Raw genomic sequence first — 20,033 nt, forward strand, 5'->3', positions numbered from 1 at the left:
GATTCTGAGGAAGTTACGCCGGGTGAAGGTGCTCGCCATGATGGTCTCCAATGCTCATTCTTTGAGCGTGAGATAGATCTGGACCTTGGCCGATCCCTCGTCTTCGACGGTCCCCCTGATCCGGAGCCACTGCCCGAACTCCCGGACGGGCCAGGTGAGGATCGTCGTGCCCTCGGCCACCTGGGTCTCGACCTCCGCGTCGCACCAGTGCAGTCCGTCGGGGGACAGCTGCGTGGTGACGACCAGCCTGGTCGAGGGCTGAGAGGTCTCCAGTACCTGGACGAACCAGCGGGCCTCGCCAGCCCATCCCGCTTCGAACGGCTCGGTGGTGAAGTCGCCCCGCAGGACCCGGTAACGTTCGAGTACCGCTGCCTGTGACTGTCGCATGAGGACCTACCAATCCACCGAGATCAGAACGGAGTCCAGGAACAGGAAGTTCCGGACGTTCGTGTGGGTACGGGCGCTGACGTAGAAGTTGAGCAGGTTGTCCAGCGAGTCGTAGGTGTCCTCGTACGCGGGCACCGGAACGTCGCGCAGGTCGTAGACCCGGTCGTTGACCTGCAACTCGACGTTGCGCTGTGTCTCGGTGTCGAGCTGCCAGCGCAGGTAGTGCCAGTTGACCTTGGTGGGAACCTCGTTGTAGCAGAACGACTGCGGCTCCCCGACGGACTGCCAGTCCTCGGGGTTCGGCGCGGTGAAGTCGGCGGTCGGGCCGAGTTTCACCTTGCCCTCCAGGTGCTCCCGGGGCGTTGGCTCGGGCACTACCGGGTACATCCAGCGCCGCGTGAACTGGTTGTCCAGATCGGTGTTCTGGTAGCGCATCACGGTGTGGTAGCGCACGCCCCGGTCGTCGCAGATGTCGGTGGCCACGGTGAACGCGCCGAACTGCTGCTCGGACGGGTGGATGTTGCCGTCCCACTCACCGGAGCCTGCCTGGCTCGACGCCTGGTTCTCCTCGGACGACGCCTCGGCCTTGTAGGTGAAGTACGTTTCGAACTGGACGCGGCCCTTCTTGGCCATGGTGAGCCTGCGGATCGCGACCCCGGTGTGCCCGGTGACCGGCCGGGTGGACACCTTGAGCGCGTAGGTTCCCGTCATGGCGCCGTGCGTGCCGACGTCGAAGAACGTGCACGAGCTGAGCTGCGGTGGGCGGAAGTCGCGCATGTGGTCGTCGACGGTGTCGAGGTTGCTCTCGCCGTCGTGGTTGCCGATCAGTTCGGTCCAGCCGTGGGTGCCGGTGTTGAACTGGTCGAACACGAGGATGCGGGACAGCGGGTTGTAGCGCGACAACGCCGGGTCGGCGTCGAGCAGGGCCCGCCGCAGCGATGCGGACAGGTCCGGATCTGTGGTGTGCAAGGTGTGTCAGCTCCTGGGGACGGAGGGGACAGCGCTCAGTAGTGAGGATGAACGTTAACGTGAGCGCTCATTCGGGGTGATGCAGGGAAGTTAACCCGTCGTTCCCGCCGAGTCAACGGGTTCGCTGCGTGAAACGACAAGGTTGACGGTCGTGGTGCGGACCTCTAGCGTGAGCGCTCCCGTTAACGTTCATGTTTCGGTGACACCGTCGGGCCACCCGCGTTCGCCCACTGCCAGGGCGGCGTTGCCCGAGTTCGCGTTTCTCGCTCCACGTCGGCACCACCCGCCATTCCCGGGCAGTGGCCCGGGTGCGACCCCTCACCAAGGAGAGCCATGCGTGTCAGAGCAGTACTCGCCGCCGCCGTGGTCACGGCGGCGCTCAGCGCGTCAGTCCCGGCCGCCGCGGCGGCGCCGGAGGCCAGGCCGTGCCGCGACGCCCCCACCGCGCCGGTGACCACGGGCGCGGCGTTCAACGATCCGGCAGGCGGTGATCCCACCGGTGTCGTCCGGCAGATCTGCTCGCTCGTGAAGCAGGCCGAGCCGGGATCGAGTATCCGCCTCGCCCACTTCGTCATCTCGGGCGAGGCTGGCGCGGACTTCGCGGGGGAGCTGGTCGCCGCACACCGCCGTGGCGTCGACGTGCGGATCGTCCTCGACGGGTGGCAGGTGGACAACCCCGCGGTGGACGCCCTGCGTGCCGAGATCGGCACCGATCCCGCACGAGACTCCTGGCTGCACGTCTGCGGAAACCGCTCGCCGGAAGGCAACACGTCGTCGTGCATCGGCACCAAGGGCCAGCACAACAAGTTCTACCTGTTCTCCCGCACCGGCGGGCGCTCCGACGTCGTGGTGCAGTCCTCGGCGAACTTCACCGACCTCAACTCGGCCACATACTGGAACAACGCGACCACCCTCGTCGGAAACTCGCGCCTCTACGAGGCTTACGATTCGTACTTCGCGGATCTCGCGGCCGAACAGCAGGACGCCGACTACGACCGCACCGTGACCACGGGCATGCCGGGCGGCACGGTGCGAGCACACTTCTTTCCCCGCGCGACCGGCGATCCCATCGTGGAGTACCTCTCCGGTGTCGGATGTTCGGAGGACACGACCATCCGCATCGGAATGTCCGAGTGGGACAGCTACCGGATCGGGATCGCCGAGCGGATCGTCCAGCTCGCCGACCGGGGATGCGAGGTCCGCATCGTGGGCGGTGTGCTGGACGACGAGGTCGCCGCGCTGCTGACGGGCCACGAGAACATCGCCGTGCGCACCCTGGCCGACGCGGACGAGCTGCCCGGCCGCGTGCACTCCAAGTACCTGCTCGTGGAGGGTGAGGTCGACGGGGACACCGACGCGCGGTGGGTGCTCACCGGAAGCCCCAACTTCAACCACACCTCGTTGCGCCGCAACGACGAGGCGATGATCCGCACCAACCTCGGCGGGTTGTACGAGCAGTACCGCGACAACTTCGAGCGGATGTACGCGGCCGCGCTGTGACGGGTCGGGGCCGGGCGCGGGTCAGCGCCCGGCCCCGACCGGTTCCGGCGGGATGTTGTACTCCAGCAGCGCCGCCGCCCCGGTCCCGTTCCAGCGCACCGTCGTGATCGCGCAGTTGCGGAACACCGGGAAGGTACGGCGGTAGCCGCTCAGCGGGAGCCCCAGCAGGTGACACAGCAGCAGCCGGTGCGCGGTCGAGTGCCCGACGAGCAGGACCCGGCCCTCGGGGTGTGCCCGCACGACGTCGCTGGCGCAGCGCAGCATGCGGTCGGTGGCGGCCACCGGGTCCTCGCCGCCGGGCAGCGGGTGGGCGACCGGGTCGTCGGCGAACGCCGCCCTCGCCTCGGGAAACGCCCGGTTCATCTCCTCGGCGGTCAGTCCCTCGCCCTTGCCGAAGTCCAGTTCGACGAGCCGGTCGTCCATTCGCGCGGTCAGGCCGGTGGCCTCGGTGACGGCGGCGGCGGTGTCGCGGGCGCGCGACAGCGTCGAGGCCCACAGCGCGTCCGGTCTCGCGTGCCGCGCCCACCGGCCGAGCGCGCCGGCCTGGTCGCGGCCGTGGTCGGTCAGTGGCACGTCGGTGCGGCCGGTGTAGCGGTTGCCGTCGTGCCAGACGGTCTGTCCGTGCCGGACGAGGACGAGTTCGGTCAACGGGTGCTCCTCTCCCGCGCGTGCGCGGCCAGTTCGGTGGGCAGCCAGCCCCGGTCGTGCCAGGCGTCGACCAGGGCCAGGTAGCCCTCGGTCAGCACGTCCGCGGCGTCGGGGTCCGGGTCGACGACGTGCGCGTCCCGCGCCGTCCGCGCGGCGGCGTCGGCGAGCGAGGACTCGTGGGCGCGCGCGAGCAACGCCATTCCCGCGGCCGGGTCGGCGTCGTGCGGCACGGTGACGGGCCTGCCGAGCAGTGTGGCCCGCAGCCGGGTCCAGTAGGTGTTGCGGGCTCCGCCACCGGTGGTCGTGAGGGTTCCCCCGGTCGGTGCGCCGAGCAGGTCGAGGTAGTCGAAGCAGAGCCGCTCCACGCACGCGACACCGCGCAGCAGGGCGGCGTAGGCGTCGACGTCGTCGGCGGGCGTGCCGAGCGTGAAGCGTTCGGCCTCCGGCGCGACGAACGGGAACCGCTCGCCGCGCGAGAACAGCGGGTACGTCACGACGGGGCGGTGCGGCCTGGCCTCGGCCAGCGTCGTGAGCCGGTCGAGGTCGGCGAGACCGCCGAGTTCGCTCAGCACGCCGGCGCCCGAGCTGGAGGCGCCGCCGGGCAGCCAGTTGCCGTCGGGCGCGCGGTGGGAGTAGACGACGCCGAGCGGGTCGTGCAGCCGGTGGTCCGTGACGCCCTTGAGCACGAGCGTCGTGCCGAGCACGCTGTTCCACGAGCCGACCGCGAACGTGCCCGAGCCGAGCACCGACGCGCAGCCGTCGGTCATCCCCGCGATGATCGGAGTGCCCGCCGGGATGCCGGTCTCGGTGGCCGCGTCGGGGCCCACCTCCGCGATCGCCGTGCCGGGGCGGACGACGTCGGGCAGGACGGCGGCGGGGATGCCGAGCGCGTCGGTGACGTCCCACGGCCAGTGCTCGGTATCGAGGTCGTAGCCCGCCTTGAGCGCGTGGCTGGAGTCCACGGCCGTCGGCGTCCCGGCGAGCCTGCCGGTGAGGTAGTCGGCCTGATGCACCAGCCGCACACCGTCACCGTCACCGTCACCGTGGCGGTCGAGCAGCCACAGCAGCGTGGGCAGCGCCCACGACGCCTGCGGCCGGTACCCGAGCCTGGCCCACAGCCGCTCACCCGCGTCGGCCACCCGCCGCGCCTCGTCCGCCGCCCGGGCGTCGTCGTACATCAGACCCGGAGTCACCGGTCTCAGCCCGGAATCGGTGAGCAGGATCGTGCCGGACGTCGCGCACAGCGCGAGGCCCCGCACCGGCCGGGTGCCCACGCCCGACATGGCGGAGCGGCAGGCCGAGGACAGCGCGGTCCACCACTGCCGGGGGTCCTGCTCGTGCCGGACGCCGTCGCGGGTACCGCGCAGCGGGTGCGCCCCGCTCGCGACGGTGCCGCCCGTACGGTCCGTGGCCACGCAGCGAACCCCTTGTGTGCCGACGTCGAGCCCGAGCCACACCGGCTCGGCTGTGCGTGGTGTCATCCGGCGTCCTTTCGTCCGTCGACGCGCTCGCGTCGGGGTGTCGCGATGTGCCATCCCGTCGCCGCGACGTCGCGCAGGGCGAGAAACCGGGCGTAGCCGTCGGCGTAGTGCCGCCGGAGCTCCGGCGTGGGTTCGTCGGTGCGGTCCACGCGGACGTGTCGTCGCGCGGCCTCGGCCACGGTCGGTTCGGCGCCGGTCGCCACGAGTCCCGTCAGGAACGCGCCCTTCGCGCCGACCTCCGTGTCGGTGGGACGCACCACCGGCACGCCCACGACGTCCGCGATGAGCCCGCACCACAGTGCGCTGTTCGCGCCGCCGCCGCACACCCGTAGCTCCGTCAGGGGCGAGGCCGTCCCGGAGCCCGTGGTCGCGGCCCGGACACAGTCCTCGATCACCATCGTGAGTCCTTCGAGGACGGCCCGCGCCACGGCTTCCCTGCCGTGTTCCAGGCTCAGGCCCCAGAAGGTGCCCCTGGCCTTCGTGTCGAGGAACGGTACCCGTTCCCCGGCGGGGGACAGGTAGGGCAGGAACACCAGACCGTCGGCGCCGGGACGGGCACGGGCCGCCAGGTCGCTGAGATCGGCCACCCGCCGCATCCCACGCAGCCCCAGCAGTTCGCTCGCCCAGCTCAGCACCTCGGTCCCCGCCAGCGTCGGGAACGCGCGCAGGTATCCGGGGCCGGAGCCGGGGACCAGCGTGAGCCCGGCCGCCGCACCGGTGGTGTCGACCGTCGGCCGGACCACCGTGGTACACAGCGTGGTGCCGAGGATCGTGCATGCCTGTCCCGGGTCGGTGGCGCCGGCTCCGCGTGCCGTGGCGGCCACGTCGTAGGGCGCGAGGACGACGGGGGTGCCCTCGGGCAGACCCAGCTCCTCGGCGGCACGCCGGGTCAGCGGCGCCGTGGTGTCGGCTCCGCCCAGCACCTCGGGCAGCAGGTGCCGTGCCCACTCCAGGCCGAACAGGGACAGCAATTCCGGCGAGTACTCCCGGGTCCGGGGATCGAGCAGCGGCACGGAGGCGTCGGAGAGTTCCGCGCCGAGAACGCCGGTGAGGCGGGAGAAGACCCAGCCACCGCAGGTCAGGGCCGTTGCCGAGTGCGCGAGGCGGTCGGGGTCGTGCTCGCGCAGCCAGGTCAGCACGGCGTGCGGCAGTCCGGCGAAGCCGAGCGAGCCGTTGATGCGGAAGGCGTCCTCCGCGACGCCGTTGCGCCACCACGTGTCCACCAGGGACGCGGCGCGGCCGTCCGACCACAGCACGGCGGGGCCGGTCGGCTCACCCCGCTCGTCGACGAGCCAGCAGCCGTCGCCCTGCGCGGTCAGGGCCAGGAAGCGCACGCCGTCCGGCGGCAGCACGTCGCGGACCGCGGCGGTCACCGCGTCCCAGACCGCCGCCATGTCCTGCTCGGCCCAGCCTGCCCGGGGCCGGTGGACCTCGGCCGCACGGCGCGCCACGGCGACCTCGCGGCCGGAGTCGTCGAACACGACAGCCTTGATCACCGACGTTCCGGCGTCCACCGCGATCGCCGACATGCCTGCCTCCTCGCCTGCGTCCTGCTCCGCCTCTCAAGCACAGCCTCGGGAGCGGTGCCGGGCAATGGCCCCCGGGAAGCACACGGCGGTCTGTGTGGTCGTCGTGTGAAGAGTGCGCCACCGGAGCAGCTGTTGCCGCTGGTAGAGTGCGTGACGCCCGGCCCGTCCCGGCGGGTAGTTCACATTTCTTCACACCGGGAGTCGCCATGGACGGCACCATCCGGTCGCGGCGGAGGGCGCTGATCCGCGACCGAGTGCGCGCCGACGGTGCCGTCCGCGCCTCGGCGCTGGCCGCCGAGTTCGGCGTCAGCGTGATGACCGTGCACCGCGACCTGGACGCGCTCCAGGCACAGGGGTGGCTCGTGCGCGTTCGCGGCGGAGCCACCGCGGCACCCTCGCCCGCGTTCCACGGCGACATCGCCCAGCGCAGGGCGACGATGGTGCAGGCGAAGCGCGCACTGGCCCGCGCGGCGCTCGAGCTGGTGCGTCCCGGCGACACGGTGATGCTCGACGAGAGCACCACCTGCCTGGCACTGGCAGAGCGGCTGGCGGAACGGACGCCGCTGACCGTCATCACCTACTTCCAGCCGGTCGTCACTCTGCTGGCCGGAATGCCCGGGATCACGCTCATCTCGCTCGGTGGCGAGTACTTCCCCGCCTACGACGCCTTCCTCGGCCTCTACACCGCCGAGGGCGTGGCCAAGGTGCGAGCCGACACCGTCTTCGTGTCCACCACGGCCGTGGCCCACGGGCGCTGCTACCACCACTCGCAGGCAACGGTGCAGGTCAAGCGCGCGATGCTGGCGTCGGCGTCGCGGCGGGTGCTGGTGGTCGACCACACCAAGTTCGCCCGCCAGGGGCTCTACGCACTGGCCCCGTTGACGGACTTCGACCTCGTGCTCGCCGACGACGGCCTGCCCGCCGCCGAGCGGCGTGCGGTGCGCGACGGTGGTGCCACGCTGCGGGTCGTCCCGGAGCGCCCGTGAGCACGATCTCCGTCACCGTTGCGCCGCACGCTGTGGACGCCCCGGGCCGGGGTGGGTACGGTCAGCTTCCGACAACAGAAACACACAACCGGATATCGCGGCTGATCGAGCCGGAGCGGGAGAGCCCCCGTGTTGGCGGCGGGGCACCGAAGGAGTAAACACCCCACAATCTCTCAGGTACCGCTACCGCTTACGGCGAGGCCACTCTGGAAAGCAGGCCCTCGGGCCTCACCCAAGGTGTAAGCCGTGCCTCGCGCGCGGTGAAACTCTCAGGTGCCCATGACAGAGGGGGAGTTCCCAGCACAGGGCGGGTATGCCTTGTGGTACGGCGAGAAGGAGCTCCCATGTCCGTGTCTGGTGTTTCCCCGGTGTCCCCGGCGTCGTCGGGATTTGCCTCCCGGCACATCGGCCCTGGACCGTCCGAGCAGGCCAAGATGCTGGCCGAGTGCGGGTTCGGCAGTCTCGACGCGCTGCTGGCCGCCGCCGTGCCGAGCGCCATTCGCAGTTCCGGCGAGCTGCGGCTTCCCCCGGCAGCCTCCGAGGAACAGGCGCTGGCCGAACTGCGGGAGCTGTCGCGCCGCAATCGTGTCCGCACCCAGATGATCGGCCTCGGCTACCACGACACCGTGACCCCGGCGGTGATCCGCCGCAACGTGCTGGAGAACCCGGCCTGGTACACCGCCTACACGCCCTACCAGCCGGAGATCTCGCAGGGGCGGCTGGAGGCCCTGCTCAACTTCCAGACGATGGTGTCCGACCTGACCGGGCTGACCACGGCGAACGCCTCGCTGCTCGACGAGGGCACCGCCGTGGCGGAGGCCGTGATGCTCATGCGGCGCGCGTCGAAGGCGAAGTCCGGCACGGTCGTGGTGGACGCCGAGTGCCTGCCGCAGACGATCGCGGTGGTGCGCACGCGCGCCGAGGCCGTCGGCGTCGAGGTCGACGTACGCGATCTGTCGCGGGAGCTGCCCGAGGAGTTCTTCGGCGTGGTCGTGCAGTACCCGGGCGTGTCCGGCGTGCTGCGAGAGCCGGACTTCTATCACCGCATCTCGCAGGCCGCCCAGGCCGCCGGCGCGCTGTACTGCATGGCGGCCGACCTGCTGGCGCTGACCCTGCTCACCCCGCCCGGCGAGTTCGGCGCCGACCTCGCGGCGGGCACCTCGCAGCGGTTCGGTGTGCCGCTGGGCTACGGCGGGCCGCACGCGGGCTACCTCGCCGTGCGCAAGGGCCTGGAGCGCTCCCTGCCCGGCAGGCTCGTCGGAGTGTCGGTCGACACGGCGGGCGCGCCCGCCTACCGGCTCGCGTTGCAGACCCGGGAGCAGCACATCCGCCGCGAGAAGGCCACGAGCAACATCTGCACGGCTCAGGTGCTGCTGGCGGTCATGGCGTCGATGTACGCCGTGTACCACGGCCCCGGCGGGCTGCGTGCCATCGCCGAACGGGTCCACGGCCACGCCGCGGGCCTGGCCGCCGCCCTGCGCTCGGGTGGGGTCGAGGTCGTGCACCAGCACTTCTTCGACACGGTGCTGGCGCGCGTTCCCGGCCGCGCGGACGCCGTGCTCGCCGCCGCGGCCGGCGCGGGCATCAACCTCGGCAGGGTCGACGCCGACCACGTGCGGGTGGCCTGCGACGAGGTCACGACCCCGGAGGTGCTCCAGGCCGTGCTCGCCGCGTTCGGCGTGCCGCCCGGCACCGGGCAGCCGCCCGGCGCCACCGTGCCCGCCGGGCTGGAGCGCACGAGCGACTACCTGGGCCACGAGGTGTTCCACGCCCACCGCTCGGAAACCGCCATGTTGCGGTACCTGCGCGGGCTCGCCGACTCCGACTACGCCCTCGACCGGGGCATGATCCCGCTGGGCTCCTGCACGATGAAGCTCAACGCGACCACCGAGATGGAACCCGTCACGTGGCCGGAGTTCGCCGGCATTCACCCGTTCGCGCCCGTCGGGGACGCCGAGGGCTACACCGAGCTCGTCGGGCAGCTCTCGCGGTGGCTGGCGGAGGTCACCGGCTACGACAGTGTCTCGCTGCAACCCAACGCGGGCAGCCAGGGCGAGCTGGCGGGACTGCTGGCCATCCGCGCCTACCACCGCGCGAACGGCCAGCCCGAGCGCGACGTCTGCCTCATCCCCTCGTCGGCCCACGGCACCAACGCGGCCTCCGCCGTACTGGCGGGGATGCGGGTGGTCGTGGTGGCCTGCACCGCCGACGGTGACGTGGACCTCGACGACCTGCGCGCCAAGGCCGACACCCACCGCGACACCCTCGCCGCGATCATGGTCACCTACCCGTCCACACACGGCGTCTACGAGACGGGGATCTCCGAGCTGGCCTCCGTGGTCCACGACGCGGGCGGCCAGGTCTACGTCGACGGCGCGAACCTCAACGCACTGCTCGGGCTGGCCAAACCCGGCGAGTTCGGCGGCGACGTCTCGCACCTCAACCTGCACAAGACGTTCTGCATCCCGCACGGCGGCGGTGGGCCCGGCGTGGGCCCGGTCGCGGTGCGCGCCCACCTCGCGCCCTACCTGCCCAACCACCCGCTCGCGCCCGAGGCGGGCCCGGAGACCGGTGTCGGCCCGATCGCGGCGGCGCCGTACGGTTCGGCGTCGATCCTGCCGATCTCGTGGGCGTACGTGCGCATGATGGGCGCCGCAGGGCTCACCGACGCCACCAAGGTCGCCGTGCTCAACGCGAACTACGTCGCCGCCCGGCTGGCCCCGCACTACCCGGTGCTCTACACCGGGCAGGCCGGGCTCGTGGCGCACGAGTGCATCATCGACCTGCGGGACCTGACGAAGCAGACCGGCGTCACCGTCGACGACGTCGCCAAGCGGCTCATCGACTACGGCTTCCACGCGCCCACCATGTCGTTCCCGGTGGCGGGCACGTTCATGGTGGAGCCCACCGAGAGTGAGGACCTCGCCGAGCTCGACCGCTTCTGCGACGCGATGATCGCCATCCGCCGGGAGATCGACGAGGTCGCCCACGGCACGTGGGACGTCGAGGACAGCCCGCTGCGCCACGCGCCCCACACCGCCGAGCAGCTGGCGGGCGAGTGGACGCTGCCCTACGACCGCCGCACCGCCGTCTACCCGGGCCGCACGGCACCGAAGAACAAGTACTTCTCGCCGGTGCGGCGCATCGAGGGCGCCTACGGCGACCGCAACCTCGTCTGTTCCTGCCCGCCCGTGTCCTCCTACGAAAGCGCAGGTGTGCCGTCGTGACCAAGACGACCCCGCTGCACGACGTCCACGCCGAACTCGGCGCGTCGTTCACCGACTTCGCGGGCTGGACGATGCCCGTGCGCTACACGAGCGAGCTCGCCGAGCACCGCGCCGTGCGCGAGGCCGCGGGCCAGTTCGACCTCTCGCACATGGGCGAGATCGAGGTGAGCGGACCCGAGGCGGGCGACGCGCTGGACTACGCGCTGGTCGGCAAGCTCTCGGCGGTGAAGGTGGGCCGGGCGCGCTACACGATGCTGTGTGACGAGCACGGCGGCGTGCTCGACGACCTCGTCGTCTACCGGCCCGGCGAGCAGCGCTACCTCGTCGTCGCCAACGCGGGCAACGCCGACGTCGTGGCCGCCGCCCTGCGCGAGCGGGTCGAGGGCTTCGACGCGCGGGCCACCGACATCGGCGAGCGCACCGCGCTCATCGCCGTGCAGGGCCCCACCTCGGCGGCGATCGTGGCCGAGGCGACGGACGCGGAGCTCGACGGTCTCCGCTACTACGCGAGCATGCCCGCCGTCGTCAGCGGTGTCCCCGGCGCCGAGATCCTGCTCGCCCGCACCGGCTACACGGGCGAGGACGGCTTCGAGTTGTTCGTCGACGCCGACGTGGCTGTGGCCGTGTGGCGGCGCCTCGCCGCCGTCGGCGAGGCCCACGGTCTGCGCCCGGCCGGGCTCGCGTGCCGCGACACCCTGCGGCTGGAGGCGGGGATGCCGCTCTACGGCAACGAACTCGGCACCGGCCTGACCCCGCACCAGGCGGGACTCGGCCGGGTCGTGAAGCTCGACAAGCCCGGCGACTTCGTGGGCCGTGCCGCGCTGGAGAAGGCGGCTCTGGTCGCACAGCCCGAGCGGGTGCTGGTCGGGCTGCGTGGCGAGGGCCGCCGCGCCCCCCGCCACGGCTACCGTGTCCTCGACGGCGAGCGTGAGGTCGGCGAGATCACCAGCGGCGCGCTCTCGCCCACACTCGGATACCCCATCGCGATGGCCTACGTCGCTCCCGACGTCGCCGAGCCCGGCACCGCCCTCTCGGTGGACGTCCGGGGCCGCCCCACTCCTGCCGAAGTCGTCTCCCCGCCGTTCTACCAGCGCCCCTCCACCACGAAAGGCTGAGACTTGTCGACGAACATCCCCCAGGACCTCCGCTACACCGCCGAGCACGAATGGGTGCGCGCGGGTGACGCCGACGGTGTCGTGACCGTGGGTGTCACCGACTTCGCCGCCGAGTCGCTCGGTGACGTGGTCTTCGTCCAGCTCCCCGAGGCGGGTAGTACCGTCACAGCGGGTGAGGTGTGCGGCGAGATCGAGTCGACCAAGTCCGTCAGCGAGCTGTACTCGCCGGTGAGCGGGGAGGTCGTCGAGCTCAACGAATCCGTCGTGGATTCGCCCGAGACCGTCAACTCCGATCCCTACGACGGGGGCTGGCTTTTCCGGATCCGCACCGACTCGGTGCCGGAGCTGCTGGACGCCGACGCCTATGCCGCACTGATTCGAAAGGGCTGACATGAACTCGTTCGACGCCGACCTTTCCACTGTGGACCCCGAGGTCGCCGACGCGGTCGCAGCCGAGCTGCACCGGCAGCAGTCGACGCTGGAGATGATCGCGTCGGAGAACTTCGCGCCTGCGGGTGTGCTCGAGGCACAGGGATCGGTGCTGACCAACAAGTACGCCGAGGGCTACCCCGGCAGGCGGTACTACGGCGGCTGCGAGCACGTGGACGTCGTCGAGAACCTGGCCATCGAGCGGGCCAAATCGCTCTTCGGCGCCGAGCACGCCAACGTGCAGCCGCACTCGGGCGCGCAGGCCAACGCCGCCGCGATGGTCGCGCTGCTGGAGCCCGGTGACACCATCCTGGGTCTCGACCTGGCCCACGGCGGGCACCTGACCCACGGCATGAAGCTCAACTTCTCGGGCAAGCTCTACAACGTCGTCGCCTACCACGTCGACCGCGACACCGGCCTGCTCGACATGGCCGAGGTCGAGCGTCTCGCCGCGGAGCACAAGCCGAAGCTGATCATCGCGGGCTGGTCGGCGTATCCCCGGCAGCTCGACTTCGCCGAGTTCCGGCGCATCGCCGACACCGTCGGCGCCAAGCTGATGGTCGACATGGCGCACTTCGCGGGGCTCGTGGCCGCGGGCCTGCACCCGAACCCGGTGCCGCACGCCGACGTCGTCACCACCACCACGCACAAGACGCTGGGTGGCCCGCGTGGCGGCATCGTCCTGTCGCGGCAGGAGTACGCCAAGAAGATCAATTCGGCGGTGTTCCCCGGTCAGCAGGGCGGGCCGCTGGAGCACGTCATCGCGGGCAAGGCGGTGGCGCTGCGGATCGCCGCGAGCGACGAGTTCCGCGAGCGGCAGCAGCGCGTGCTCGACGGCGCGCGGATTCTGGCCGAGCGGCTGTCGGCCGCCGACTGCGCCGCGGCGGGCGTGCGCGTGCTGACCGGCGGCACCGACGTGCATCTGGTGCTGGTGGACCTGGTGAACTCGGAGCTCGACGGCAAGCAGGCCGAGGACCGGTTGCACGAGATCGGCATCACGGTCAACCGCAACGCGGTGCCGTTCGACCCGCGCCCTCCGATGGTGACCTCGGGCCTGCGCATCGGCACCCCGGCCCTGGCCACCCGTGGCTTCGGCTCCGACGACTTCGCCGAGGTCGCCGACGTCATCGCGAGCGCGTTGCGGGCGGACTTCGACGACGCCACGCGGCGGGAACTGCGCTCCCGCGTGACGGTGCTGGCGGAGAAGCACCCGCTCTACGCCGAGCGTTCCTGACGGCCGCCGCCAGGTGCGGCGCCGTGTCCGCACCTGGCGTAGCCGTGTCCGTAGTTCCCGTAGCCGTGTCAGGGCGTCACGACGAGGGCGACCGCGAGGCCGTCGTAGCCCTTCGTCCCCACCGTCTGGATCGCGGTGGCGTCCAGGCGGGGCTCGGTGCGCAGCAGGTCGAGCATCTCGCGTGTGCCCCGTACCGAGGGATCGTCGCTGTCGGCGTCGGCGACCGCGCCGCCGCGCACGACGTTGTCGACCACGATGACCGTGCCGGGCCTGCCGAGCTCCAGTGCCCAGCGCACGTAGTGCGGGTTGTTCACCTTGTCCGCGTCGATGAACGCGAAGTCGAACGGTGCGGCACCGGCATCGCGTTGCTCGTCGCGCAGCGCGGGCAGCACGTCGAGCGCCCGTCCCACCCGGACGTCGACGACCTCGGCCAGTCCCGCGCGGTCGAGGTTGTCGCGCGCGATCTCCGCGTGCGCGGGCTCGGCCTCCAGCGTGGTCAGCCTCCCGCCGGGGAGCAGGGCTCGGGCGAGCCAGATCGTGGAGTACCCGCCGAGCGTGCCGATCTCCAGAATGCGCCGGGCACCGGCCAGCCGGGCGAGCAGCTGCAGGAACTTGCCCTGGTTGGCGGCCACCGCGATGTCGGGCAGGCCCGCCTGCGCACTCGCCCGCAGCGCATGGTCGAGCGCGTCGTCGTGCGGGGCGAGTTGCCGGTCGAGGTAGTCGTCGACGGTGCTCCACTGCTCCTGGTTCATGCCCGGAGCGTAGGCCAGCATCGTGCTACGCGAAGTGCGAACACGGCTACGCAGCCTGCGGACACGGCTACACAGGTTGCGGACACGGCTACCGGAGCTGCGGACACGGTTGCGTTCAGTCGGTGAGGCCGGGATCGGGGTCCTCGTCGGGCAGGTCACCGGCGCTCATCACGGCGTCGCGCAGCGCCGAGCGGAGCCTGCCGACGTCCAGTGAGGTGAGCACCGCCGTCTCGCCCGGCGGTGCGATGAGCACGACCCGTCCCGCGTTGACGAACACGGTCAGGTCGCGGCGCCGTCCGGCCAGGTCCCGGCAGGGGACGGCCCACTCGTCTCGTGCGCTCACGATCCCCCTTCCTCGCGTGAGACAGACTGTAGCGCTCACACGGGCGCGAGGTGATCGATTCGGGCGAATTCGACCCCTCTGCCGGGCGGAGGGTTCCGTCAGAAGTCCCGCGCGGTCTCGGCGGGCGCCGACGGGCCGAAGCGGCGCAGGTGCACGCGCCGCCGCAACCGGATGGCGGGCCGGCCCGCGAGCTGGAGGCTGCCGAGCACGAACAGCCAGGTCCCGGCGGTGGCGGTGCTCTCCCAGAAGAACAGCACGCTGCCCGCCAGGAACCAGAGCGCGATGAGCAGGTCGTTGCCGATGCTGAGGACCTCGTAACGGTGCCGGACGACCAGTTCCTCGCGGCCGAGCGTGAGCACCAGCGTGCCGGGGCGGTCCTCGGGCTCGTCGATCCGTGGCATCACTCCACGGTGTCAGCCCGCACGGACCTCCGCAGTGTCGCGCGGGTCAGCACGGTGAACGTGGCCAGCGCCGCCGTGGTGCCCGTCGCCATGACGAGCGCCATCGGCAGGGCCGCGCCCCCGCCGCCGAGCAGCCCGACGAGGGGCGACGTGCCGCCGCCGACGAGGAACTGGATCAGCCCCAGCAGCGCCGACGCCGAACCGGCGGTGCGCGGGTGATCGGCCAGGGCGAGTGTCGTGGTGTTCGGCGCGATCATCCCGACCGAGGACACGGTGACGAACAGCGGGACGAGCAACACGGGCAGCGCGACCTCGGCCGTGGCGGCGGCCACGAGCACCGCCGCGCCGCCGACGGCGATGAACAGGCCCGTGCGCAGCAGGGTCCGGGGCGCGAAGTGGCTCACGAGCCTGCCGTTGAGCTGGCCGACGGCCACCAGCCCCACGCCGTTGAGCGCGAACACCATGCCGTACTCGGTGGGGGAGAGCCCGTAGGTGTGCTGGAGCACGAACGACGAGCCGGAGATGTAGCTGAACATCGCCGAGAACGCCAGACCGAGGGTCAGCGCGTAGCCCACGAACACCCGGTTGCGCAGCAGCCCGGCGTAGGTGCGGGCGATGCCGCGTGGCCCGGCGGGCCTGCGGCGGTGCGCGGGCAGGGTCTCCGGGAGGGCGAGCGCGGCGACACCGAGCAGCACGACGCCGAACGCGCTGAGCACCACGAAGATCCCCCGCCAGGAGGTCCACTGCAACAGCTGCCCGCCGATCATCGGCGCGAGCACGGGGGCGACGCCGGTCACGAGCATGAGGGTGGAGAAGAACCGCGCCATGGCGACCCCGGAGAACAGGTCGCGGACCGCGGCGCGGGCGACCACCATGCCGGTGGCCGCGCCCAGCGCCTGTACCCCGCGTGCCGCGATGAGCACCTCGATGGTGGGGCTGAGCGCGGCGGCGGCCGAGGCGAGCGCGAACACCACGACGCCGACGAGCATCGGAGTCCGCCTGCCGAACGCGTCGGACAGCGGGCCCGCCACCAGCTGCCCGACGCCGAGCCCGACGAGGAACACCGCGAGCGTCAGCTGGAGCTGCGCGTCCGTCGAGCCGAGGTCGCCCGCCATGACCGGCAGCGCGGGCAGGTACATGTCGATCGACAGCGGGCCGAACGCCGTCAGCCCGCCGAGGAGCAGCGCGTACCGGGCGGTGCGGTGTCGCCGGGGCACGGCCCCGACGGTGGTCCCGGCCACGGACATGCTCGCGGTGGTCACACAACCTCCTCTGGGTGGTCCCTGGTCCCGACCACCCAGAACTGCTTAGGAGGGCTAAATATTCCGGCGGTCGGGTGACGTGTGATCTCGTCGAGAACCGGGCGAACCCGACAACACGTCGATGGCGTCCTCAAGCTGCTCGCGCGCCGGGTCGGACAGCCGGGCCTCGGCGTGCAGTTGCCGTGCGGCCAGTGCCAGCCGTTCGTGATCGGCGGCGGTGCCGACGTGACCGACGTACGCGGGAAGTAGCAGCGCGAGCGATCGGAGGTCCCGGCAGTCGCAGAGCTGTGCCAGCACGGCGGCGACCCGGTGTTCGCCGGTGGTGCGCACCACCGCGCCCGTGTCGCGCAGACCTTCGGCGACAGCATAACGCAGCCAGTCGGCGTACGGGCCGGGTGGCAGTGTGGCGAGGTGCTCGGCGGCGAGGCGGAAGTGCCGGGCCGCGCTGGTGTCGTCGCCCAGTTCGCGGTGGCACCGGCCGAGGTTCGCGTGCAGGGACGGGTAGAACGCGGCCACGCGCTCGTCGCCCACGGCGTCCGCGCGGTCGAGGCAGACGCTGTTCCAGTGCAGGCGGTCTCGCGGGGTCGGCTGGTGCCGGGCGAGGTAGTGGGCCGCGACACACGCCTCGTAGTCGTCGTTCGCGCGTTGCCAGGCCTGGTCGAACAGGCGCACCGCCCGCTCGGTCTCGCCCGCGGCCTCGGCGCTCATGCCGTCGGCGCACAGACGGATGACGGGGTTCTCGGTATCCATGGCTCTGCCCCTCAGTCGCTTTCCGCGTGGACCGGCATCACGAGCGTGGTGAAACTGCCCTGGTCGGCGGAGCGCACGACCACGGGCCGGTCGGGTGCGGTGATCTCCAGCAGCACGTCGGGCCCGACACCGGCCGCCACCACGGGCGCGAGTACGGCCGGGTCGAAGGCCAGCCGGATCGGCTCGGAACACACGGCGGGCACCACCACGTCACCGACGTGCAGCGTGTCCCGCCCGGTTGTCACCACCACGGTGCCGTCGGCGGCGCTGAGCGCGTCGTACAGGGCGGTCCGGTCGGTCACGACCCGGCTGCGCGCGTCGCCGAGCGCGTCGAGCACCGCCCGGTAGTCGGGGTAGTCGTCGTCGCACACGGGGAGGTCCACCACGTCGTCCGCCGCCCGGGCCTCGCCCGCGAGCAGGCGGAGGCCCTCGTCGCCGGCCACCAGCCGTACCACCGGGTGCCGCACCGCCCACCCCGCGGCCTCCACCAGCGGCGCGACCGGGACGAGGACGTGGGCCGGGGTGCCGACGACGGCCTGCGGCACCAGGTCGCGCACCGCCAGCCGGTAGCGGTCGGTGGCCGCGAGCCGCACGGCCTCGGGTGAACACTCGATGAGGACGCACCCCAGCGCGGCCACGGTGCCGGAGCGTGCCGCCGCGGGGTGGACCTGCCGGATGGCGCTGGCCAGCTCGGCGCCGCCGATGGTCACCTCCACGTGACGTTCGCCGCTGACCAGCCGCAATGCCGCGCGCACGGCGGTGTGGGCGGCCTCCGCCCGGTCGCGTAACCGGTGGGCGTGGGCGGTGAGCGCGTCGCGGGCCTGCGACGCCGGGCCGGTGAGCACCGAGGGGACGTCGGCGAGCGGGAACTCGGCCTCCCGCAGGGTGCGCAACAGCGCGGCGTCCCGTTCCTGCTCGGAGCTGTAGTAGCGGTAGCCCGAGCCGGGATCGACCCTGGCGGGGCGCAGCACCCCGCAGTCGTCGTAGAAGCGCAGTGCGCTCGGGGTGAGGCCCACTCTCCGGGCGAACGTGCTGATCGTGTCCATGGCCGGAGAGTCTGGAGGTTCGAGCGGCACGAAGGTCAACCGTAGGATGCCGGGCACGGCCGTCGGACGGCGACACGGTGCGGGAGGCGCGGATGAACGAGCGGTTCGGTTCCTACCAGAGCGAGATCTACCTGCAGGGTTACGGCGGCACCAGCCCGGCCTTCACGACCGACCTCACCCGCGTGGAGGCCGCGGCCGAGCAGGTGCTGGAGCCGGGCCCGTTCTCCTACGTCGCGGGCGGCGCGGGCTCGGGCTCCACGGCCCGCGCGAACCGCGAGGCGTTCGACCGCTGGCGGATCGTGCCGCGCATGCTCACCGGCGCCACCGAGCGCGACACCTCCGTCACGGTGCTGGGCGAGACGTTGCCCGCGCCGGTGGCGCTCGCGCCCGTCGGAGTGCAGTCCATCGTGCATGCCGACGCCGAAGCCGCCACCGCGCGGGCCGCCGCGGGACTGCGACTGCCGATGGTGCTGTCCACCGCGTCGTCGACCAGCATCGAGGAGGTCGCCGCCGAGTCGGGTGCCGGTCCCCGCTGGTTCCAGTTGTACTGGCCGAACGATCCGGACGTGTGCGGCAGCATCCTCGCGCGGGCCCGTGCGGCGGGCTACTCGGTGCTGGTGGTCACACTCGACACCTGGTCGCTGGGCTGGCGACCGTGCGACCTCGACAACGGGTATCTCCCCTTCCTGCGGGGCGAGGGCACCGCCGTGCCGTTCAGCGACCCGGTGTTCCGCTCCCGGCTCGACGCCGCACCGGAGGACGACCTGCCGATGGCGGTGCTCCGGTGGATCTCGATGATCACAGGCACGGACCGGGACTGGGACGCGCTGCCGTTCCTGCGGGAGCACTGGGACGGGCCGATCGTGCTCAAGGGCATCCAGCACGTGGACGACGCGCGCCGCGCGGCGCGGGCGGGCGTGGACGGCATCGTGGTGTCCAACCACGGCGGGCGGCAGGTGGACGGCGCGGTCGCGGCGCTGGACGTGCTGCCCGAGATCGCCGCCGCGGTCGGCGACCGCCTGGACGTGCTGTTCGACTCCGGGGTGCGGACCGGGGCCGACGTGGTCAAGGCGCTGGCTCTCGGTGCCAAGGCGGTGCTGCTCGGGCGTCCCTGGGTCTACGGGCTGGCCCTGGGCGGCGAGGACGGCGTGCGCCACGTGCTGCGCGGGCTGCTCGCCGACCTCGACCTCACCCTGGGGCTCGCGGGCCACCGCTCCGTCACCGGCCTCACCCCGGCGGCGCTCACCCGCGCCGGGCGTTAAGTGGGAGGCAGTCCCGGACCGCGCCGGGGGCCGACGAGAGTACCCACGAGCACCGCGACCGATCCGCCGAGGACGACCCACGGCCCCGCTCCCGCTATGCTCCAGTGCCGTGCGAACAGGCTCTCGATGCCCTGTACGTGAAGGATCAGCCCGCCGAGGCCGGTCGAGCCGAACAGCAGGCGGTATCGCCACATCCGGGCGCGCGTGAGCCTGCTGCCGGGCAGGCTCGTCGCCCACCGCACCATGCGCTGCGAGCGCACCCCGCCCAGCGTCCAGAGCAGGCCGTAGAGCGACGTGAGCGCCACGGCGACGAACGCGAGGAACACCACGTAGAGCTGGGGCAGCAGGAAGCCCTCATACTCCGTGACCTCCCAGATGTCGAGGAAGCTCGCCTGCCGGTTCTCGCCGCTCAGCCACGGCAGCGCGAACAGGCCGATCACGGTCGCGAGCACCCCCGGCACGGCGAACAGCGCGCCCCAGCCGGGCAGCGTGAGTGGCCCCGTCGGGGCGGCCTGCGGCGGCCCCCACTGCTGCCCCGGTGGTGGCCCCCACTGCGCCCCTGGTGGTGGTCCCCACTGTGCTTCCGGTGGTGGTCCGGTGTGGGGCTGGGCGGGATACGGTCCTGCGGGGTACGGCGCACTCGGCTGGTTCGGCGGGTACGGCGAGCCTCCCGGAGGCGGCTGCCAGGGTTGGTTCATGGCGACGCACGGTA

At 72.1% G+C, this 20,033-nt stretch carries 19 protein-coding genes and 1 riboswitch; of the genes, 7 read left to right on the forward strand and 12 right to left on the reverse strand.

Features of this window, described 5'->3' with window-relative positions; all coding sequences use genetic code 11:
• Window positions 1-54: 54 nt before the first annotated feature.
• Both FFT09_RS18590 and FFT09_RS18595 read right to left on the reverse strand, forming a co-directional pair.
• Window positions 55-387 carry a DUF6385 domain-containing protein gene (locus FFT09_RS18590; protein WP_024875777.1) on the reverse strand — a complete coding sequence of 111 codons (333 nt, stop codon included), beginning with the start codon at window positions 385-387 and terminating at the stop codon, window positions 55-57.
• A 6-nt stretch (window positions 388-393) separates the two neighbouring features.
• Window positions 394-1,356: a DUF6772 family protein gene (locus tag FFT09_RS18595; RefSeq protein WP_024875776.1), complete on the reverse strand. Its 963-nt coding sequence runs from the start codon at window positions 1,354-1,356 to the stop codon at window positions 394-396.
• A 333-nt stretch (window positions 1,357-1,689) separates the two neighbouring features.
• Between FFT09_RS18595 and FFT09_RS18600 the strand changes: the two genes are divergently transcribed.
• Window positions 1,690-2,856 (forward strand): phospholipase D-like domain-containing protein, encoded by a 1,167-nt coding sequence (locus FFT09_RS18600; RefSeq protein WP_138383469.1) that lies wholly within the window; start codon window positions 1,690-1,692, stop codon window positions 2,854-2,856.
• A 21-nt stretch (window positions 2,857-2,877) separates the two neighbouring features.
• Here FFT09_RS18600 and FFT09_RS18605 read toward each other — a convergent pair whose 3' ends face one another.
• Genes FFT09_RS18605 through FFT09_RS18615 form a run of 3 tightly spaced genes read right to left on the reverse strand, consistent with a single transcriptional unit; the run spans window position 2,878 to window position 6,514 of the window.
• Window positions 2,878-3,504 carry a histidine phosphatase family protein gene (locus FFT09_RS18605; protein ID WP_138383470.1) on the reverse strand — a complete coding sequence of 209 codons (627 nt, stop codon included), beginning with the start codon at window positions 3,502-3,504 and terminating at the stop codon, window positions 2,878-2,880.
• Window positions 3,501-4,985 carry an FGGY-family carbohydrate kinase gene (locus FFT09_RS18610; protein WP_138383471.1) on the reverse strand — a complete coding sequence of 495 codons (1,485 nt, stop codon included), beginning with the start codon at window positions 4,983-4,985 and terminating at the stop codon, window positions 3,501-3,503. The genes FFT09_RS18605 and FFT09_RS18610 overlap by 4 nt, the downstream gene beginning before the upstream one ends.
• The gene (locus tag FFT09_RS18615) at window positions 4,982-6,514 is read right to left on the reverse strand and encodes an FGGY-family carbohydrate kinase (RefSeq protein ID WP_138383472.1); all 1,533 of its coding nucleotides are present in this window, start codon (window positions 6,512-6,514) and stop codon (window positions 4,982-4,984) included. The genes FFT09_RS18610 and FFT09_RS18615 overlap by 4 nt, the downstream gene beginning before the upstream one ends.
• A 206-nt stretch (window positions 6,515-6,720) precedes the next feature.
• Here FFT09_RS18615 and FFT09_RS18620 point away from each other — a divergent pair, with 206 nt between their 5' ends.
• From FFT09_RS18620 to glyA, 5 genes are all read left to right on the forward strand, one after another.
• Window positions 6,721-7,500, forward strand: a complete 780-nt coding sequence (locus FFT09_RS18620; RefSeq protein ID WP_138383473.1) for a DeoR/GlpR family DNA-binding transcription regulator — start codon at window positions 6,721-6,723, stop codon at window positions 7,498-7,500.
• Between the two features lie 196 nt (window positions 7,501-7,696).
• A riboswitch (glycine riboswitch) is annotated at window positions 7,697-7,796 on the forward strand.
• Between the two features lie 48 nt (window positions 7,797-7,844).
• Entirely contained in the window at window positions 7,845-10,727 is a 2,883-nt protein-coding gene (gene gcvP, locus FFT09_RS18625; RefSeq protein ID WP_138383474.1) for an aminomethyl-transferring glycine dehydrogenase, read from the forward strand.
• Window positions 10,724-11,842 carry a glycine cleavage system aminomethyltransferase GcvT gene (gene gcvT / locus FFT09_RS18630; protein WP_244231413.1) on the forward strand — a complete coding sequence of 373 codons (1,119 nt, stop codon included), beginning with the start codon at window positions 10,724-10,726 and terminating at the stop codon, window positions 11,840-11,842. Before gcvP ends, gcvT begins: the two co-directional genes overlap by 4 nt.
• Before the next feature lie 3 nt (window positions 11,843-11,845).
• Window positions 11,846-12,232, forward strand: coding sequence for a glycine cleavage system protein GcvH (gene gcvH / locus FFT09_RS18635; protein ID WP_024875768.1), 387 nt, complete (start codon window positions 11,846-11,848; stop codon window positions 12,230-12,232).
• 1 nt (window position 12,233) lies between these two features.
• Entirely contained in the window at window positions 12,234-13,505 is a 1,272-nt protein-coding gene (gene glyA, locus FFT09_RS18640) for a serine hydroxymethyltransferase (protein WP_081195142.1), read from the forward strand.
• A 68-nt stretch (window positions 13,506-13,573) separates the two neighbouring features.
• Here glyA and FFT09_RS18645 read toward each other — a convergent pair whose 3' ends face one another.
• The 6 genes from FFT09_RS18645 to FFT09_RS18670 all read right to left on the reverse strand — a co-directional run bounded on the left by FFT09_RS18645 (window position 13,574) and on the right by FFT09_RS18670 (window position 18,059).
• Window positions 13,574-14,257 carry an O-methyltransferase gene (locus FFT09_RS18645; protein ID WP_138383475.1) on the reverse strand — a complete coding sequence of 228 codons (684 nt, stop codon included), beginning with the start codon at window positions 14,255-14,257 and terminating at the stop codon, window positions 13,574-13,576.
• A gap of 115 nt (window positions 14,258-14,372) precedes the next feature.
• Entirely contained in the window at window positions 14,373-14,600 is a 228-nt protein-coding gene (locus FFT09_RS18650; RefSeq protein ID WP_081195144.1) for a hypothetical protein, read from the reverse strand.
• Between the two features lie 98 nt (window positions 14,601-14,698).
• Window positions 14,699-15,001: a YrhK family protein gene (locus FFT09_RS18655; RefSeq protein WP_024875764.1), complete on the reverse strand. Its 303-nt coding sequence runs from the start codon at window positions 14,999-15,001 to the stop codon at window positions 14,699-14,701.
• Window positions 15,001-16,248, reverse strand: coding sequence for a Bcr/CflA family multidrug efflux MFS transporter (locus FFT09_RS18660; RefSeq protein ID WP_081195454.1), 1,248 nt, complete (start codon window positions 16,246-16,248; stop codon window positions 15,001-15,003). The genes FFT09_RS18655 and FFT09_RS18660 overlap by 1 nt, the downstream gene beginning before the upstream one ends.
• A 69-nt stretch (window positions 16,249-16,317) precedes the next feature.
• A complete protein-coding gene (locus FFT09_RS18665) occupies window positions 16,318-17,013 on the reverse strand; it encodes a hypothetical protein (RefSeq protein WP_138383476.1) in 696 nt (231 codons plus the stop codon).
• 11 nt (window positions 17,014-17,024) lie between these two features.
• Window positions 17,025-18,059 (reverse strand): DNA polymerase III subunit beta family protein, encoded by a 1,035-nt coding sequence (locus tag FFT09_RS18670; RefSeq protein ID WP_138383477.1) that lies wholly within the window; start codon window positions 18,057-18,059, stop codon window positions 17,025-17,027.
• Between the two features lie 92 nt (window positions 18,060-18,151).
• Between FFT09_RS18670 and FFT09_RS18675 the strand changes: the two genes are divergently transcribed.
• Window positions 18,152-19,321 carry a lactate 2-monooxygenase gene (locus FFT09_RS18675; RefSeq protein ID WP_138383478.1) on the forward strand — a complete coding sequence of 390 codons (1,170 nt, stop codon included), beginning with the start codon at window positions 18,152-18,154 and terminating at the stop codon, window positions 19,319-19,321.
• Here FFT09_RS18675 and FFT09_RS18680 read toward each other — a convergent pair.
• Window positions 19,318-20,019, reverse strand: a complete 702-nt coding sequence (locus FFT09_RS18680; RefSeq protein WP_244231414.1) for a hypothetical protein — start codon at window positions 20,017-20,019, stop codon at window positions 19,318-19,320. The two genes, FFT09_RS18675 and FFT09_RS18680, sit on opposite strands and share 4 nt — an antisense overlap.
• Between the last annotated feature and the right edge of the window lie 14 nt (window positions 20,020-20,033).

Source organism: Saccharomonospora piscinae (assembly GCF_005862235.1).
GTDB classification, from domain to species: Bacteria; Actinomycetota; Actinomycetes; order Mycobacteriales; family Pseudonocardiaceae; genus Saccharomonospora; species Saccharomonospora piscinae.